15 protein-coding genes are annotated in these 15,797 nt (G+C 72.9%); 3 read left to right on the forward strand and 12 right to left on the reverse strand.

Features of this window, described 5'->3' with window-relative positions; translation table 11 throughout:
* The first annotated feature begins 279 nt into the window (after positions 1-279).
* Positions 280-4,566, forward strand: coding sequence for a galactose-binding domain-containing protein (locus BXA10_RS07180; protein ID WP_076468865.1), 4,287 nt, complete (start codon positions 280-282; stop codon positions 4,564-4,566).
* A 60-nt stretch (positions 4,567-4,626) separates the two neighbouring features.
* Here the strand turns inward: BXA10_RS07180 and BXA10_RS07185 are convergent, their stop codons facing one another.
* Positions 4,627-5,391 carry a crotonase/enoyl-CoA hydratase family protein gene (locus BXA10_RS07185; protein ID WP_076469265.1) on the reverse strand — a complete coding sequence of 255 codons (765 nt, stop codon included), beginning with the start codon at positions 5,389-5,391 and terminating at the stop codon, positions 4,627-4,629.
* A 74-nt stretch (positions 5,392-5,465) separates the two neighbouring features.
* Here BXA10_RS07185 and bluB point away from each other — a divergent pair, with 74 nt between their 5' ends.
* A complete protein-coding gene (gene bluB / locus BXA10_RS07190) occupies positions 5,466-6,101 on the forward strand; it encodes a 5,6-dimethylbenzimidazole synthase (protein ID WP_245828154.1) in 636 nt (211 codons plus the stop codon).
* 121 nt (positions 6,102-6,222) lie between these two features.
* Entirely contained in the window at positions 6,223-7,074 is an 852-nt protein-coding gene (locus BXA10_RS07195; RefSeq protein ID WP_076469269.1) for a Rieske (2Fe-2S) protein, read from the forward strand.
* Between the two features lie 58 nt (positions 7,075-7,132).
* On the opposite strand, the gene BXA10_RS07200 is transcribed toward BXA10_RS07195, so the two are convergent.
* The 11 genes from BXA10_RS07200 to BXA10_RS07250 are packed head-to-tail and all read right to left on the reverse strand — an operon-like array spanning position 7,133 to position 15,731.
* Positions 7,133-8,299 (reverse strand): LysM peptidoglycan-binding domain-containing protein, encoded by a 1,167-nt coding sequence (locus BXA10_RS07200; protein ID WP_076468868.1) that lies wholly within the window; start codon positions 8,297-8,299, stop codon positions 7,133-7,135.
* Positions 8,300-8,312: 13 nt separating this feature from the next.
* Positions 8,313-8,738 (reverse strand): pilus assembly protein TadG-related protein, encoded by a 426-nt coding sequence (locus BXA10_RS07205; RefSeq protein ID WP_076468871.1) that lies wholly within the window; start codon positions 8,736-8,738, stop codon positions 8,313-8,315.
* Positions 8,735-9,214: a TadE/TadG family type IV pilus assembly protein gene (locus tag BXA10_RS07210; RefSeq protein ID WP_076468874.1), complete on the reverse strand. Its 480-nt coding sequence runs from the start codon at positions 9,212-9,214 to the stop codon at positions 8,735-8,737. Before BXA10_RS07210 ends, BXA10_RS07205 begins: the two co-directional genes overlap by 4 nt.
* Complete coding sequence (locus BXA10_RS07215; protein WP_084752290.1) at positions 9,199-9,711, reverse strand: TadE/TadG family type IV pilus assembly protein; 513 nt, start codon at positions 9,709-9,711, stop codon at positions 9,199-9,201. The genes BXA10_RS07210 and BXA10_RS07215 overlap by 16 nt, the downstream gene beginning before the upstream one ends.
* Positions 9,712-9,717: 6 nt before the next feature.
* Positions 9,718-9,927, reverse strand: coding sequence for a hypothetical protein (locus BXA10_RS07220; RefSeq protein WP_076468877.1), 210 nt, complete (start codon positions 9,925-9,927; stop codon positions 9,718-9,720).
* Between the two features lie 26 nt (positions 9,928-9,953).
* Positions 9,954-10,829, reverse strand: coding sequence for a type II secretion system F family protein (locus BXA10_RS07225; RefSeq protein WP_425436042.1), 876 nt, complete (start codon positions 10,827-10,829; stop codon positions 9,954-9,956).
* A 55-nt stretch (positions 10,830-10,884) separates the two neighbouring features.
* Entirely contained in the window at positions 10,885-11,760 is an 876-nt protein-coding gene (locus BXA10_RS07230) for a type II secretion system F family protein (RefSeq protein ID WP_076469278.1), read from the reverse strand.
* Between the two features lie 31 nt (positions 11,761-11,791).
* The gene (locus BXA10_RS07235; protein ID WP_076468880.1) at positions 11,792-13,336 is read right to left on the reverse strand and encodes a TadA family conjugal transfer-associated ATPase; all 1,545 of its coding nucleotides are present in this window, start codon (positions 13,334-13,336) and stop codon (positions 11,792-11,794) included.
* Positions 13,326-14,126, reverse strand: coding sequence for a CpaE/TadZ family protein (locus BXA10_RS07240; RefSeq protein ID WP_076468883.1), 801 nt, complete (start codon positions 14,124-14,126; stop codon positions 13,326-13,328). Before BXA10_RS07240 ends, BXA10_RS07235 begins: the two co-directional genes overlap by 11 nt.
* A gap of 2 nt (positions 14,127-14,128) precedes the next feature.
* Positions 14,129-14,791: an SAF domain-containing protein gene (locus BXA10_RS07245; protein ID WP_076468886.1), complete on the reverse strand. Its 663-nt coding sequence runs from the start codon at positions 14,789-14,791 to the stop codon at positions 14,129-14,131.
* A gap of 37 nt (positions 14,792-14,828) precedes the next feature.
* Positions 14,829-15,731, reverse strand: a complete 903-nt coding sequence (locus BXA10_RS07250) for a hypothetical protein (protein WP_139337913.1) — start codon at positions 15,729-15,731, stop codon at positions 14,829-14,831.
* Positions 15,732-15,797 lie beyond the last annotated feature (66 nt).

Genomic DNA, 15,797 nt, shown 5'->3' on the forward strand with positions numbered 1-15,797 from the left:
GGCCGGCCGAGACCGACCCGGAGGTAGCTGCCGCACACCGCAACGCATCGGGGGGACCGCAACGCACGGGGGGGACCGCAACGCACGGGGGGACTGCAACGCACGGGGGGATCTGGACCACCGACGAGAGGGAGAGCCCAGCTCATGCCCGATCACGCCACCACCACCCACCCCGAAGAGCCCGCGCCCGACCGGCTACACCTTCGAGCCGGCGCCCGCCACACCCCGCACCACCGCACACGCCTCTCCACGTCCCCCGGGAAGAAGGTGTCCGCAACCATGTCCAGATTCCGTACCCGAGTGATCGCGGTACTGGCCGTGATCGGCCTGGCCGTCACCGCGGCCCCGGCACCACCCGCCGCCGCTGCGGGCGGCCCGAACCTCGCCGCCGGCAGGAGCACCTCCGCGAGCAGCACCAACGCCCCGTACGTCGCCGCGAACCTGATCGACGGCAACCAGGGCAGCTACTGGGAGAGCAGCGGTGCCCTCCCGCAGTGGGCCCAGGTGGACCTCGGCTCCAGCCGGTCGATCGACCAGGTGATCCTCAAGCTGCCCGGCAGCTGGGAGGCGCGTACCCAGACGCTCTCCGTGCAGGGCAGCGCGGACGGCAGCGGCTTCAGCACCATCGTCTCCGCCGCCGGGCGGTCGTTCAGCCCGGCCGGCGGCAACACCGTGACCATCAACTTCCCGGCCACCAGCACCCGGTTCGTCCGCGTCCACGTCACCGCGAACACCGGTTGGCCGGCCGCCCAGCTCGCCGAGCTGGAGGTGTACGGCGCGGCGACCTCGTCGACCAACCTGGCGCTCGGCAAGGCGATGGCGGAGAGCAGCCACGCCGACGTCTACGGCGCGGCCAATGCCAACGACGGCAACGCCGGCACCTACTGGGAGAGCGCCAACAACGCCTTCCCGCAGTGGATCCAGGTGGACCTGGCCGCCACGGTGAACGTCAACCGGCTGGTGCTCAAACTGCCCGGCGGCTGGGGCGCGCGCAGCCAGACGTTGACCGTGCTGGGCAGCACCAACGGGTCGAGCTTCAGCACCCTGGTCGCCTCGGCGTCGTACGCCTTCAACCCCGGCTCCGGCAACTCCGTCACCGTCGACGTGCCCAACGCCGCCACCCGCTACGTCCGCCTGCTGGTCACGGCGAACACCGGTTGGCCCGCCGGGCAGCTCTCCGAGCTGGAGGTCTACGGCCCGGCGACCGGCGACACCCAGCCGCCCTCGGCGCCCGGCAACCTCGCCTTCACCGAACCGGCCGCCGACCAGGTCCGGCTCACCTGGACCGCGTCGAGCGACAACGTGGGCGTGACCGGCTACGACATCTACGCCAACGGGGTGCTGCGCACCAGCGTCGTCGGTTCGACGCTCACGTACACCGACACCCAGCCGGCCTCCGCCACGGTGACCTACCAGGTACGGGCCCGGGACGCCGCCGGCAACGTGTCGGCGAACAGCAACTCGGTGACCCGCACCGGCAACACCGGTGACACCATGGCGCCGACCGCGCCGGGCAACCTGGCCTACACCCAGCCGGCGAGTGGGCAGATCCGGCTGACCTGGACCGCGGCGACCGACAACGTCGGGGTGACCGGCTACGACGTGTACGCCAACGGCACGTTGCGCGGCAGCGTCAACGGTTCCACGCTGACGTATACCGACAGCCAGCCCGCGTCGGCGACCGTCTCCTACTTCGTCCGGGCCCGGGACGCGGCGGGGAACGTGTCGGCGAACAGCAACATCGTCACCCGCCCCGGCAGCACGCCGGGCGGCAGCAACCTCGCCGTCGGCAAGCCGATCACCGCCTCCTCGGTGGTGCACATCTTCAACGCCGTCAACGCCAACGACGACGACGTCACCACCTACTGGGAGGGCGCGCCCGGGGCGTACCCGAGCACGCTGACCGTGGCGCTCGGCGCGAACGCGACGGTCAACTCGCTGGTGGTGAAGCTCAACCCCGATCCGGTCTGGGGACCGCGCACCCAGACGTTCCAGGTGCTCGGCCGGGAGCAGTCGGCCTCCGGGTTCACCACGCTGGTCGGGTCGGCCACCTACTCGTTCAACCCGGCGAGCGGCAACACGGTGACCATCCCGGTCTCGGCGACCGCCGCCGACGTCCGGCTCCAGTTCACCGCGAACTCCGGCTCGTCCAACGGGCAGGTCGCCGAGCTTCAGGTGATCGGCGTACCGGCCCCGAACCCGGACCTCACGGTCACCGGTCTCACCGCGTCACCCGCCGCGCCGGTCGAGACCGACTCGATCACCCTCTCCGCCACGGTCCGCAACGCCGGCACCGCGGGCTCCGCGGCCACGGCCGTCGGCCTCTACCTGGGTACGACGAAGGTCGGCACGGCGAATGTCGGCGCGCTGGCCGCCGGCGCGTCGACCACCGTCTCGGCGAACATCGGCCCGCGCAACGCCGGCAGCTACGAACTCGTGGCGAAGGTCGACGAGGCCAACACGGTGATCGAGCAGAACGAGGCGAACAACAGCTACACCAGCCCCAACGCGCTCACCGTCAGCCCGGTGGCCAGCTCCGACCTGGTGGCCTCGGCGGTGACCTGGTCACCTGGCACACCGAGCGCCGGAGCCACGGTCGACTTCGCGGTGACCATCCGCAACCAGGGCACTGTCGCCTCGGCGGCGGGCGCGCACGGCATCACGCTAACCGTGGTCAACGACTCGGGCACCGTGGTCCGCACGCTGACCGGCTCGTACAGCGGCACCATCGCGGCCGGCGCGACCGCCGGGCCGGTGAGCCTCGGCGGCTGGACGGCGGCCAACGGCCGGTACACCGTCCGGGTGGTGCTCGCCGACGACGCCAACGAGCTGCCGGTGAAGCGGCAGAACAACACCAGCGAGCGGCCGCTCTTCGTCGGGCGCGGGGCGAACCTGCCGTACGACATGTACGAGGCCGAGGAGGGCACGGTCGGTGGCGGGGCGCAGGTGCTCGCGCCGAACCGGACCATCGGTGACCTGGCCGGCGAGGCGTCCGGCCGGCGAGCGGTCACCCTCAACAACAACGGCGCGTACGTCGAGTGGACCACCAAGGCCCCGGCCAACGCGCTGGTGACCCGGTTCTCGATCCCGGACGCGCCGGGCGGCGGTGGCATCGACTCGACGTTGAACATCTACGTCGACGGGGTGCTGCACAAGCCGATCAGCCTCACCTCGAAGCACATCTGGCTGTACGGCGCCGAGGCCGGCCCGAGCGACTCGCCGAGCGCGGGGCCGCCCCGGCACCTCTACGACGAGGCGAACGTCCTGCTGAACTCCACGATCCCGGCCGGCAGCCGGATCCGGCTGCAGAAGGACCCGGCCAACAACACCACGTACGCCATCGACTTCATCAACCTGGAGCAGGTGTCGCCGCGGGCCAACCCGGACCCGGCCCGGTACAAGGTGCCGAACGGGTTCAGCCACTCCGACGTGCAGAACGCCCTGGACGCGGTGCGGATGGACACCTCCGGCACGCTGACCGGTGTCTACCTGCCGGCCGGCACGTACGAGACCTCGCAGAAGTTCCAGGTCTACGGCAAGCCGGTCAAGGTCGTCGGCGCCGGCATGTGGTTCACCCGCTTCCAGACCCCGACGTCGCAGCAGAACACCGACGCCGGTTTCCGGGTGGAACCCTCGGCCAGCGGGTCGTCCTTCGAGCACCTCGCCTTCTTCGGCAACTACACCAACCGGATCGACGGGCCGGGGAAGGTCTGGGGTGAGCTGAAGGACGTCGACGACATGACCCTGGACAACGTCTGGGTCGAGCACACCGTCTGCGCGTACTGGGGGGTCAGCGTCAGCGGCCTCACCATCACGAACAGCCGGTTCCGCAACACCTTCGCCGACGCGGTCAACATGACCAACGGCAGCACCGACAACCGGGTCGCCAACTCGGAGGGCCGGTCCAACGGTGACGACGCGTTCGCGCTCTTCTCCGCCACCGACCAGGGCGCGTCGACCGGCAACCACGGCAACGTGTTCGAGAACCTGACCGCCACGCTGACCTGGCGGGCGGCGGGCATCGCGGTGTACGGCGGCTACGACAACGTGTTCCGCAACCTCTACATCGCCGACCAGTTGACGTACTCCGGCATCACGATCAGTTCGCTGGACTTCGGCTACCCGTTCATCGGGTTCGGAGCCAGCCCACCCACCCGGTTCGAGAACATCTCCCTGATCCGGTCCGGCGGCCACTTCTGGGGCGCGCAGACCTTCCCGGCGATCTGGATCTTCTCGGCGTCGAAGGAGTTCCGCGGTATCCGGGTCACGGACGTGGACATCGTGGACCCGACGTACTCCGGGATCATGTTCCAGACCAAGTACACCGGCAGCCAGCCGGAGAACCCGGTCACCGACACGGTCTTCACCAACGTCTCGATCTCCGGGGCGCGGCGCAGCGGAGACGCCTTCGACGCCAAGTCGGGCTTCGCCATCTGGGCGAACGAGATGCCCGAGCCGGGTCAGGGCCCGGCGGTCGGTTCGGCGACCTTCACCAACCTGCGGCTGACCGACAACGACGTCGACATCAGGAACACCACCTCGACGTTCACCATCATCCGCAACTGACCGTCCACAGCTGGACGCCGCCGGGGGAGGCCATTCTCCCGGCGGCGTCCGCCGTTCCGGTCAGCCGGCCGGAACGCCGTGCCGGCCGGCGCCGGCGGCGAACCGGGCCGCGCCCGCCACCGCGTCCGCGGCCAGCGACTCCATCCCGTACGCCAGCTCGCTCGCCATCGCCGCGGGATCGGGCAGCCCGGCGCCGGCGAGCACCGCCGCCCGGTCGTTGCGCAGGCAGGGCTGCGGGTGCCGCGCCAGCTCGGCGGCCAACCGCTCGGCCTCCGCCCGCGCCGTGCCCGGCGCGACCAGGCGGTTGACCAGACCCATGCCGTACGCCTCCTGCGCCGGCACGGCCCTGCCGGTGAGGATCAGGTCCATCGCGCGGCTCTCGCCGATGAGCCGGGGCAGCCGGACGGTGCCCCCGTCGATCAGTGGGACACCCCAACGTCGGCAGAACACGCCGAGCACCGCGTCGGCCTCGGCGACCCGTAGATCGCACCAGAGCGCCAGCTCCAGACCCCCGGCGACGGCGTACCCGGAGATCGCCGCGATCACCGGCTTGCCCAGGGCCAGCCGGGTGGGGCCCATCGGGCCGTCCCCGTCCGGCTCCACTCGGTTGCCGCTCGGCGTGCCGATCGCCTTCAGGTCGGCGCCGGCGCAGAACGTGCCGCCGGCACCCCAGAGCACCGCGACCGAGGCGTCCGGGTCGGCGTCGAAGGCGCGGAACGCGTCGGCCAGCGCCCGCGCGGTCGGCCCGTCCACGGCGTTGCGCGCCGCCGGCCGGTCCAGGATCACAGTGGTCACCGGTCCGTGACGTTCGACCCGTACACCCATCGACACAGCATGCCCGCGGCGGTGCCGGTACACCAGGGGCTACCATGCCCGCGAACGTGATCATGAGGGGTGCCGTGAACACCGACCTGTACGACGTCATCCACCGCCGCCGGGACGTGCGGGCCCAGTTCACCGGGGCTCCGGTGCCCGACGACACGCTGCACCGGATCCTCGCCGCAGCGCACGCCGCGCCGAGCGTCGGCTACTCGCAACCCTGGGACTTCATCGTCGTCCGCGACCCGGAGACCCGGCACCGCTTCCACGAGCACGTCAGTGCCGAGCGGGACACCTTCGCCGGCACCCTCACCGGGGAGGCCGCCGAGCGGTTCGCCCGGATCAAGATCGACGGGGTACGGGAGTCCACCCTCTCGATCGTGGTCACGTACGACCCGGCCCGGGGCGGCCCGGCCGTGCTCGGCCGGCACGCGATCGCCGACACCGGGCTCTACTCGGCCTGCCTGGCCATCCAGAACCTCTGGCTGGCCGCCACCGCCGAAGGGCTCGGCGTCGGGTGGGTCTCGTTCTACCGGGAGCCCTGGCTCGCCGAGCTGCTCGGCATCCCGGCCGGCATCCGGCCTATCGCCTGGCTCTGCGTCGGGCCCGTGACCCACCTGGAATCGGTGCCCGACCTGGCCCGGCACGGCTGGCGGCAGAAACGTCCGCTGGCCGACGCGATCCACGCGGAGCGCTGGAGGCCGGTGACCGACTGAACGGGCCCGTCGGTCTCACCTGCGGAACCCGTCACGGCGGGATCGTACGGTGGTCACGCTTGGCTACGAATCCGTCCCCGGCGACCGGTTTGCGACGGCGAAGACCGGGAAGTCGCTACCCGTGCGAGCACTCCTGACGAAAATCGAGCAGAACACGCGGCTGGACCGGGTGGGTGATCCGCTGCAGCGCGCGGTCCAGGCGGTCCTGCGACCGCAGCGGATTCGGGACCTGCTGCACGGTGTCCCGCTGGGCCACCCGCTGCACCCGGCGATGGTGCAGGTGCCGGTCGGATCCTGGATCAGCGCGGCGATCCTCGACCTGATGCCCGGGCAGCGCCGGGCCGCCACGACCTTGACCGCGGTCGGCACGGTGAGCGCCCTCCCGGCGATCGTCGCCGGACTCAACGACTGGGCGGCACTGGCACCCGACCAGCGCCGGGTCGGCCTGGTGCACGCCGCCGCCAACAGCGTGGCGCTGGCCTGCTACGCCGGCTCGCTGGCGGCGCGCTTCTCCGGTCAGCACCGGCTCGGCCGCGCGCTCGGCATGGCGGGCCTCGGTGCCGTCAGCCTCGGCGCCTACATCGGTGGGCACCTGGCGTACAAGCAGGGCGCGCAGGTCAGCCAGAGCATCTCCGAGCTGCACCTGATCAGCCAGGGCTGGCATCCGCTGGGTGACATGGCGAGCCTTCCGCAGCGGCAGCTGATCACCCGCGAGATCGACGACGTGTCGGTGATCCTCTACCGGCACGGCGACGACGTGACGGTGATGCTGGAGCGCTGCCCGCACCAGAGCGGCCCGCTGGGCCAGGGCGAGGTGCAGCAGGTGGACGGGCACGACTGCGTGGTCTGCCCGTGGCACGGCAGCACGTTCCGGCTCAACGGCGGCGAGGTGGTGCACGGTCCGTCCGGCAACGACGGGCAGGTGCTGCCCACCCGCATCCGTAACGGCATGATCGAGGCGCGGCTGCCCTGAGCGGCGCGCCGGTGCGGGCGTACGACGCCTCCTGCTGGCGGGCGCCGCCGGGACCGGTTCAGTCGCGACGGTGTCGCCCGACCGGCAGCTCCCCGGCGGCTCGGGCGGGTGCGCCGGCCTGACCGCTGGGCAACGCGCGCACCACGCTGGTCGCCGTCGGACCCGTCCGTCCGTGCGTCGCCGCACTCGTCGCGCCCGTTCGTGTGCCGGCCGTGGCCGGGCGGCGGCGCAGCCCGAGGACGGCACCTATCTGCGCGCCGACGATGCTGGCCACGGCGAGTACGGCGGAGACCGCCAACGGGCGGTTCAGCCGGTCCGGTTCACCGGCGCGGGCCGCGCCCACCGTCATCGCGGGCGCCTCGGCGTCGGGGCGCGCGGAGTCGCCGTGCGAGTTCCCGGCATCCGGGGTGCTCGGCGCCGGCCGGGTCTCGTGTGCCCCGGCGACCCGCCCGGTGGCCGGCGTGGGACGTGGCGAGGGGCGGCCCACGAGACGACCGGTGGCATGCGGTCGCACGCCCCGATCGGTCGCCTGTTCCGGCAGCTTGAGCAGTTGTCCCGGGCGGATCCGGTCGGGGTCGGCGAGCCGGTTGATCCGGGCCAGCTCGCGGTAGTCGACGAACTCGTCGAGGTAGCGCTCGGCGACCGCGCCGAGGTAGTCGCCCCTCGCGACCCGGTACACCGCCGGGCCGCTCGCCCGCTCGTCCCGCGTGTTCGCCGTCGCCGACGCGGTGGGCGCGATCGTTCCTGGATTGGCGGAGAACGCGACCGGCGCCGCACCCGAGGGTGCCGCGTGCACACCGGCTGCGGCCGGTCCGGCGTACGCCTGGGAGGCGACCGTGGCGGCGTTGGCCGCCGGGGCGGCGGCGAGGATCAGCGCGACCGAGCCGACCAGTGCGGCCGCCGCGCGCTGCTGCCGGCTCATGCCCGGCAGCCGGGGCGCCGGTCGGCGCAACGCCTGCGCGCCCAGTTCGACGAGCACCGAGAGGGCGAACGTGGCCCAGCCGAACCAGCCGACGACGGCCAGCGCCCGCAGGAAGAGTTGCCCGTCATCGCGACTGGTCAGCGTGGCGCCGACCTCGGCGAGAGCCGGTACGTGGTCGGGGAGCGGGTTGCCGGCGAGGGCGAGCAGCGCCATCGGGGCGCCCACCAGCACCGCACAGAGCACGATCAGTGCGCCGAACCCGGTGAGGATCCGTCCGGTCCGGCGTAGGGCGGAGCGACCCATGGCTGCCTTCCTTCTACGGTCCGGTGAGGGCACGCGCGGTCGCCTCACCGGTGACGGTGACGGTGTCGTCGAGGCCGAACAGGCCGAGCATCGACCTGCGGTACGTGACGGTGACGCGTACGCGGATCAAGGTCTCGCCGTCCACGACCGGGAAACCGACCGTGTGTCCAGCGCTGCCGGCGGCGGCGAGGTAGTCGGCCACCGCGGCACGGGCCTGCCGTTTGTCGATCTGCTTCGGCCCGCCGGCGATCGCGGTGGCCCGGTCGACGGCCTGCCCGCCGGCGCGGGCCGCCTCGGCGGCCAGGTTGTCGGCGCGTTGCAGGGTACGCAGCTGACCGGCCCCGTCGTAGGAGAGCCCGATGATGGCGAGCACCCCCACCATCGCCACCGCGAGGTAGATGCTCACCCGCCCCGCGTCGCGGCCCGGCCCGGCGGTCATCTGCGACTCCGGTAGCGGTCCAGCGGTGAGGTGAAGCTCGCCGAGACCGCGTTGCCGCTGGGCATACCGGGCAGCACGGAGAGGTGCAGGTCCGCGTAGGACAGGGTGCAGCTCACCTCGACGGTGACCGTGGCCTCGCGGCCGGCCCGGCTGTGGAAGGCCGCGCCGAAGCTGGTGGGACGGCCGGCGACCGAGCCGCTGAACTTGAAGGTCGGGCCGTCGACACAGTTCATGTCCTCCCACCTCAGCTGCTGCCGGGCCGCATTCCGAGCCTCGTCGCGGGCGGTGCCGGCGTCCCGGGAGATGGAGGCGGCCCGGGCCGCGTCGTGGGCGGCGGCCTCGATAGCCTCGGCCGCCACCGCGCTGCGACCGGTCACCCCGGCGAGCACGATCAGCGCGATGAACGCCGGGGCGAGCACCGCCACCTCGATGGAGACCGAACCGCGTCCGTTGTCTCGGGTCACGGCGTGGTCCACCGTTCCTTCGTCCCGTGCGCGGTTTGCACCACCGCAAAACTCACCAGCGGGATCACCGAGAGGGACCGGCCGCGCACGGTGCAGGTCACCTCGGCAGCACCGGTCTGGCAGGACGGACCGGGCCGATCCCAGCCGACCAGCCAGTCACCCGAGGCGCGGAGGAAGCGGGTGGCCCGCCGGGCACCGGCGTCCGCGGGAGCCTGGTGCACCCGCTGCGCGTTCACCGCGCTCTGCGCGGCGTTCAGCGCGGTCGACCGGGCCACGAACCAGACGGCGATCTGCACCGAGGCGAAGAGCAGCACCAGGATCACGGGCATCACCACCGCCAACTCGACCGGGCTGGCGCCGCGGTCCGCGCCGCGGGCGGTCGTCCGTTGCAGCGCCGCGCCGGCCACCCGGTGGACGGCGCGGCGCGCGGAGCGGCCGGTCACGGCCCTACGGGGGCACCGGACGGTGGGTGCCGTCCGGTGTCCCCGGCGCTGAGCGGCTCGGTGCATCGCCGGTTACGGCTTGGTCGGGTTGCTGTGGGCCGGGATGCCGTTCATCCAGTCCTCCGCCTTGGCGAGGGCCAGACCGGTGACGATCGTCGCCACGAACACCAGGCCGAAGATGATGACGGCGGTCGGCACGGGACTGTCCCCGCGTTCGCCGTCGCGGCGCAACTCGGCCAGGCGTGTAGTCAACGCGACGTGCACGTAGGTGAAGAGGGACATGGCGTGCTCCTTCTCGGATCGGGGGTTCACATGCGGGCGATGAACGGGTAGACGACGAAGCCGAGCAGGACGAAGACGAGCAGCGCGCCGGGGATGTCGAGGCGACTGGTCACACCTTCGGCCCGGGCGAGGTTGTCGGTACGGATCTGGTCGCGCAGTGAGTCGGCCCGGCTGCGCAGGGTCTCGTGCACCTGCGCCCCCTCGCTGCCGGACGAGCGCATGATCGCGCCGACGTCGCCGAGTTCGGGGATGCCGATCCGGTCGGCGAGGTCCCGCAGCTCGTCCCACGGTGAGTGCATCTGCATCTGGGCGATCCGCAGCGCCTCCGCGATCCGGTCGAAGACCCAGCCGTCGCAGACCGCCGCAGCCCGCTCCAGCGACTGCACCGGTCCGTGCGCGGCGGAGAGCTGCAACGCCACGAGGTCCAGGTAGGTGCAGACCGCCTGCCGGAACTCCTCCCGGGCCTTGGCGGCCCGGGCCAGGACGGACCGGTGCGCCAGCAGTGCCGCGCCCAGGGCGAGCCCGAGACTGCCCAGCACCGGCACCGCCAGTGGCAGGGAGATGCCGAGTACGAAGCAGGCCACTCCCAGCAGGGTCGGCGCGGCCAGCCCGACCAGTGCGGACAGCAGTAGCGACAGCGCGTACTGCTCGGGGGTCTGGTCGATCAGCGCGAGTTGCCGGTGCGGTGGGCGCACCCACCGCGAGAACCCGCTGAGCCACTCCAGGCGTCGTCCGGCCGGGGCGGTGAGCGGTGTCGTGCCCGCCGGTTGGTGCAGCCGGCGGAGCGCGGGCCCGAGCGCCGGGGAGGCCGGCACCAGCTCGCGTACGACCAGGAACAGGCCGAGCCCGACGGCCGCCCCGCCGCCCACGGCGATCCCGAGTTGCCAGTTCAGGTAGGTGATCACCGGTCCGGCCTCCCGTTCCCGCCCGCGGTTGCCAGGGGTCCGCTCCGCGCGCTCACGCGATCGCCTCCTCCGGATCGGGGGCGGGCAGGAAACGCGCCGGCCGCCGCGGCTGACTCATCGACCGCACCCAGGCCAGCAGGCCGATGAAGGTGGCACCGAGAGCTGTCATCACCAGCTGGCCGATCGGCGTGGCGTACGGGCGGATGTACTCGTCGTTGAGCAACCCGTAGCCGAGCGTTGCGAGGGTCATCCCGGTCAGGAAGCGCACCGCGAACCGGGGCTGGGTGCGTTTCGCCTCGATCTCCCGCCGGGTGGCCACCTCGGCGGCCGCCGCGGCGGCTATCGAGCCGAGCACGTCGCCGAGGCGGTCGCCCCGGTCGGTCACGTGCAGGATCAGCGCGGCCACCACCTGGTCGCAGACCGGGTCGCCGATCTCGTCGGCGAACGCGAGCAGGGCGGAGCGGGCCAGCCAGCCGGCCTGGAGCCGGGCGGCGAGCAGCCGTACCTCCTCCTCGATCTCCTCCGGCGCGGTGCCGACGGTATGGATGATCGACTGTTGCAGCCCCTGCCCGGTGGCGGAGACGTCCTTGAGCCGGCGGGTCCACTCGCCGACCGCCTCGACCCGGGCGATGGCGCGTTGCTCGGCCCGGCCCACGTTGAACAGCCAGGGAGTGCCGGGCACCGCGACCGCGACCAGCAGACCGACCACGGGCAGGCCGGTGAGCAGGAACGCCGCCGCTCCGGCCACCAGCGCGCCGACCAGCAGGGCCTGGTGGTTGCGCTGCTCGCCGGGTGTGCCGCCCGACCCGTACCAGAGGCGGCGCAGGCCGGGCCCGGCGCCGGGGGCAGGTCCGGGCGGTCGCCGGGTGCCGACGAGCGCGACCACGGCCAGGACCAGCCCGGCCACGCAGGCGACGCCGGAGACCATCGCGATCAGTTCGACGTCGTCGCGCACGCCGTCACCGCCGGGCCAGTCGGGTCTGCCGTGGCCGCCGCCAGGCGCCGGTGCCGGCCTCGATCCAGCGGGTCAGCAACCGCGCGTCGTAGCCGACCCGGAGCAGTTGGTCGCGTACGCGTTCCGGCAGGTGCCGGGGGATCGCCCGGCCGTCCGGCCCGGGGCCGAACACCGTGGTCGTGGTGATCCGGCCGGCGTCGCCGGCACCGATCACCTCCTCGACGTGCGAGACGAACCGGTGTTTGCGGCCACCGATCGCGGTCTCGTCCTCGACTGTCACGTAGACGATCAGGTCGAGCGCGTTGCCGGCCATCCGGCGTGCTTGGTCGACGGTCATCTCCCGGCCGTGCGCCAGGGCCAGCTCCACGATCCGTTCGCCGACACCGGCCGGGGTACGGGCGTGGATGGTGCACATCGAGCCCCGGCTGGTCGTCATGGCCTGGAGCATCGGCACGATCTCCCGGGACCGGACCTCGCCGACGATGATCCGCAGTACGCCCATCCGGAGTGAGACCGGGATCAGGTCGGCGATGGTGACCTCGCCGGCCGGACGACCGTCCAGTCCCCGCTCGCCGTGCCCCTCGCGGGCCTCGAAGCTCATCACCGCCCGGTGCCGCGGTTGGCGGCGGGCCGGCAGCAGTTCCCGGCTCTCCTCCAGCAGCACGTACGGCTCGTCCGGCGGGATTTCGTTCATGAGGGCCCGGATCACGGTCGTCTTCCCGGCGCCGGCGAGCCCGGCGACCATGATGTTCAACCCGGCGCGCATGGACGCGCGGAGGAAGTCGCGTAGCAGCGGATCGATCATCTCGTCCAGGTCGGGCCGGGAGCCGGCGATGTCGTCCAGGCTCACGTCCAGCGTGTTGTGCTTGCGGATAACCGCGTACGGGCGGTGGCTGACCAGGAACACCGCGGCGAGCCGGCTGCCGTCGGGAAGTTGCAGGTCGAGGGTGGGCTTCGACGTGGAGAGCGAGCGTTCCGTGGCCCCGGCCCGCCGGGCCGCCGCCTGGAGGATCTCCACGAGCTCGGCGTCGCTGTCGGCGATCGGCTCAGCCCAGTCGGACCCGCCGCCGTGCCGGGTGATGCGCACCTGGTCACAGCCGAGGATGTGCACCTCCTCGATGGTCTCGTCGACCAGCAGCGTCTGCAGCCGGCCCAGGCCGACCAACTCCGCGGTCACCTGGTCGAGCAGGTTCCGTTCCTCGTCGGCGGGCATCGGCGTACCGGCCCGGCGGACCGAGTCGGCGTACTCCGAGACGACCGCCACGGCGAGCCGGGCCCGCTCGGTGTCCTCCTCGTCGGGGGTGAACTCCCGGCCGCGCTGCCACAGGGTGAGTCGTTCGCTGAGCTGCCGGCGCAGTTCCCGGACCACCTGGAAGTCGAGCCGTGGCCGGGACGGGGAGGTGGTGGCCGCCCCGGGGAGCGGCGGTGCATGGTGCCGGCCGTTGGCCGGGGCGAGCGGCGGCGTGACCGAGGTGGCGCTCGGCGGCGCGACCGGGCCGGCGGCCGGCGGCTGCTGCCGCGGGTCGGCCGAGACGGGCTCAAAGCGCATGTGGGACTCCCTGCGGGACGGGCCAGGCCAGCCGGGCTCGACGCCGGTCCAGCAGCGCGCCGACCGGCACCTCCAATGCGGCGGCCGCGCGCATCAGCGGCCGTCCGGCCCGCACGTTTCCGCCGAACGCGAGCACCCGGGCGGTACGCGGGTCGTACGGCAGTCGGGCGATCACCGGCAGGCGCAGCACCCGACTGATCTCGGTGCGCCCGTGCCCGTCACCGACCAGCAGCAGCCGCAGGTTGCCCGGCGGTACCCGGTGCTCGGCGAAGTCCCGCTCGATCGCCTTGACCATGGCCTGCGCGCCGGAGAGGTCGGGCAGTTCGGCGCGGGTCACCACGAGCACCACCGAGGCGGCGCGCAGCAGCGGCCAGGGCGGGTTGGTCACGTGCAGCCGGCCGCAGTCGACCAGCACGTCGTACGGGGGTGTGCCCCGTTCCAGGTCGGTGAGGAAGTCGGCGAACCGCTGCCACAGCGGGGTGACGCTGCCGGACTGGGCCGGGTCGACCACCCCGGGCAGCAGCAGCCGTTCCCGCCGGGGCGCGTCCAGGTCGACCAGTTGTGACCAGAACGCGGTCTCCAGGTTCCCGTCGCGCAACTCGCCGACGGCGAGTTCACCGATGCCGCGGGGCCCGTCGAGCGCGCCGCCGAGGAAGCCGGCGAGGATCGAACCGCCGGCCGGATCACACTCCGCGAGCACGAGCCGCCGGTGCCAGGTGAGTGCGGCGGCCAACGCCGAGGTGGTGACGCCCGGCGAGCCCTTGGCGGAGACCAGCGCGATGATCGCCATGCTCAGGCCGCCCCGGTGAGCACGACCGCGATCCGGTCCTGCGCGTTCAACGCCACCACCGCCGGTACGTCCCGAACGGCCAGCGCCAGGTAGACGACGATGTCGTCGTTCGTGTCGGAGGTGCCCGTGTCGATGACGGTGGCCGGGAAGCGGGTCCCGCCGGCCGCTGCGGAACCGCTGGCGCTGTCGTCCGGGGTGCTGACCAGCAGCAGCTTGTCACCGGGGTGCAGTTGCCGGGCGGGCACCTCGGCCGGGCCCAGGCCGAGCGCGAGCTGCTGCTGGTCGGGGCCGAGCAGCGGGGCGTCGGTCAGCTGCCCCATCGTCAGCAGGCTGCCCGGGGCCAGCGACATCGCGGCCCGTTTGCCGAGCACCTCGTCGATCCGGTCGGCCGGCACGGGGCTGAGCCCCTGACCGCCGGCCACCTGCACCGGCCTGAGGTCGTCGGCGCTGAGCTGCCGGCCCACCTCCACGGGGCGGGCCACCGCCAGGTAGCTACCGGTGGCGCGTACCGAGGTGACCGCGAACGCGGCGCCCAACCCGCCGAGGGCGATCAGCAGTACGGCCAGGCCCAGCAGCCCCGGGCGTATTCGCCGCTGCCGGACCACCCTGGGCGGGGTGACCGGCGCCTCCGCCGGGCTCGTTCCGTCGCGCGTCGCCAGGCTCACCGGGTCACCGCCGTTCCGATCGGCTCGTCTCTCGCGCTCATCGCGTCACCACCTGGAGTTCGTTGATCTGGATCGGGACCGTCCCCGTCCTCCGCTGCACGGGGATCACCCCCGTCTCGCCGCCGCCCTCCCAGGTCACCGTCCAGTACGTGGTGGCGCTGACCTCGTAGGTGTCGGCCTTCGGGTAGCCGCTGTGGTAGCCGCAGGTCGGCGAGCGTTTGCCGGCGTGCGGGCCGGTGACCTTGTACTCGGTGCCGGGGCCGGTGCAGGTGACCTGCTCGCCGTTGTCCATGTCCCAGACGATCCGGTCGAAGACCGCCGTGATCTCGACGGTCAGTCCCCGTTCGGTCTCGTCGTCGGAGATCACCGGACCGAACGTCTGCGCGGCGTTCTCCCCCCACATCCAGACCGGCAGGCCGACCAGTCCGGGGCCGGTGGCGCGGCGCGGTGCGACAGCGATCCGGGGCGGGCGGATGCTGATCCGGGCCAGCGCACGCCGAGCCAGCTCCTCGGGGTCGGGCGGGGCGCCGTAGCCGGGCGGGGGGCCGTCGAGCAGTTCCTCGTGCTGGTCGCCACGGTCACCGCCGTTGCAGGTGACCAGGTACCACTGCTTGCCCTCGGGCGTGTCCGGCGGCTGGGGATCCTCCAGCTTGTAGTAGCAGCCGTCGGCGTTGTTGAACCAGCCGAGCAGGTCGTCGTAGCACTTCACGGTGCGGCCGTTCCACTGGCACTTGCCGCCGCCCCCGCCGCCGGAGTCCCCGCCCCCGCCGCCGCTGTCCCCGCCACCGCCGGGGGTGCCCGGGTCGTCGTCCCAGACGCTGCAGTCGTGTTGCTCCGGCGGGCATGATCCGCCCGGGTCGGCCCGCTTGGCCGCGGTCGCCGGTCCCATGCCGGCCGCGACCAGCGCGACCGCCAGACCGAGACCGGCGACCCGGGCCATCCGGCGTCGGGCGTCGGCGCGGCGGGCTGCCCCGGTCCGTGGGGGCCGGACCGGGGCAACCGTTCC

It is taken from the genome of Micromonospora avicenniae (genome assembly GCF_900156065.1).
Lineage (GTDB): Bacteria > Actinomycetota > Actinomycetes > Mycobacteriales > Micromonosporaceae > Micromonospora > Micromonospora avicenniae.

What these genes read in the sequence shown, in the direction of transcription:
- BXA10_RS07180 (WP_076468865.1), top strand. Translation starts at nt 280, where the DNA reads ATGTCCAGATTCCGTACCCGAGTGATCGCGGTACTGGCCGTGATCGGC.
- BXA10_RS07185 (WP_076469265.1), bottom strand. Translation starts at nt 5,391, where the DNA reads ATGGGTGTACGGGTCGAACGTCACGGACCGGTGACCACTGTGATCCTG.
- BXA10_RS07200 (WP_076468868.1), bottom strand. Translation starts at nt 8,299, where the DNA reads ATGGGTCGCTCCGCCCTACGCCGGACCGGACGGATCCTCACCGGGTTC.
- BXA10_RS07205 (WP_076468871.1), bottom strand. Translation starts at nt 8,738, where the DNA reads ATGACCGCCGGGCCGGGCCGCGACGCGGGGCGGGTGAGCATCTACCTC.
- BXA10_RS07215 (WP_084752290.1), bottom strand. Translation starts at nt 9,711, where the DNA reads ATGCACCGAGCCGCTCAGCGCCGGGGACACCGGACGGCACCCACCGTC.
- BXA10_RS07220 (WP_076468877.1), bottom strand. Translation starts at nt 9,927, where the DNA reads ATGTCCCTCTTCACCTACGTGCACGTCGCGTTGACTACACGCCTGGCC.
- BXA10_RS07230 (WP_076469278.1), bottom strand. Translation starts at nt 11,760, where the DNA reads ATGGTCTCCGGCGTCGCCTGCGTGGCCGGGCTGGTCCTGGCCGTGGTC.
- BXA10_RS07235 (WP_076468880.1), bottom strand. Translation starts at nt 13,336, where the DNA reads ATGCGCTTTGAGCCCGTCTCGGCCGACCCGCGGCAGCAGCCGCCGGCC.
- BXA10_RS07240 (WP_076468883.1), bottom strand. Translation starts at nt 14,126, where the DNA reads ATGGCGATCATCGCGCTGGTCTCCGCCAAGGGCTCGCCGGGCGTCACC.
- BXA10_RS07250 (WP_139337913.1), bottom strand. Translation starts at nt 15,731, where the DNA reads ATGGCCCGGGTCGCCGGTCTCGGTCTGGCGGTCGCGCTGGTCGCGGCC.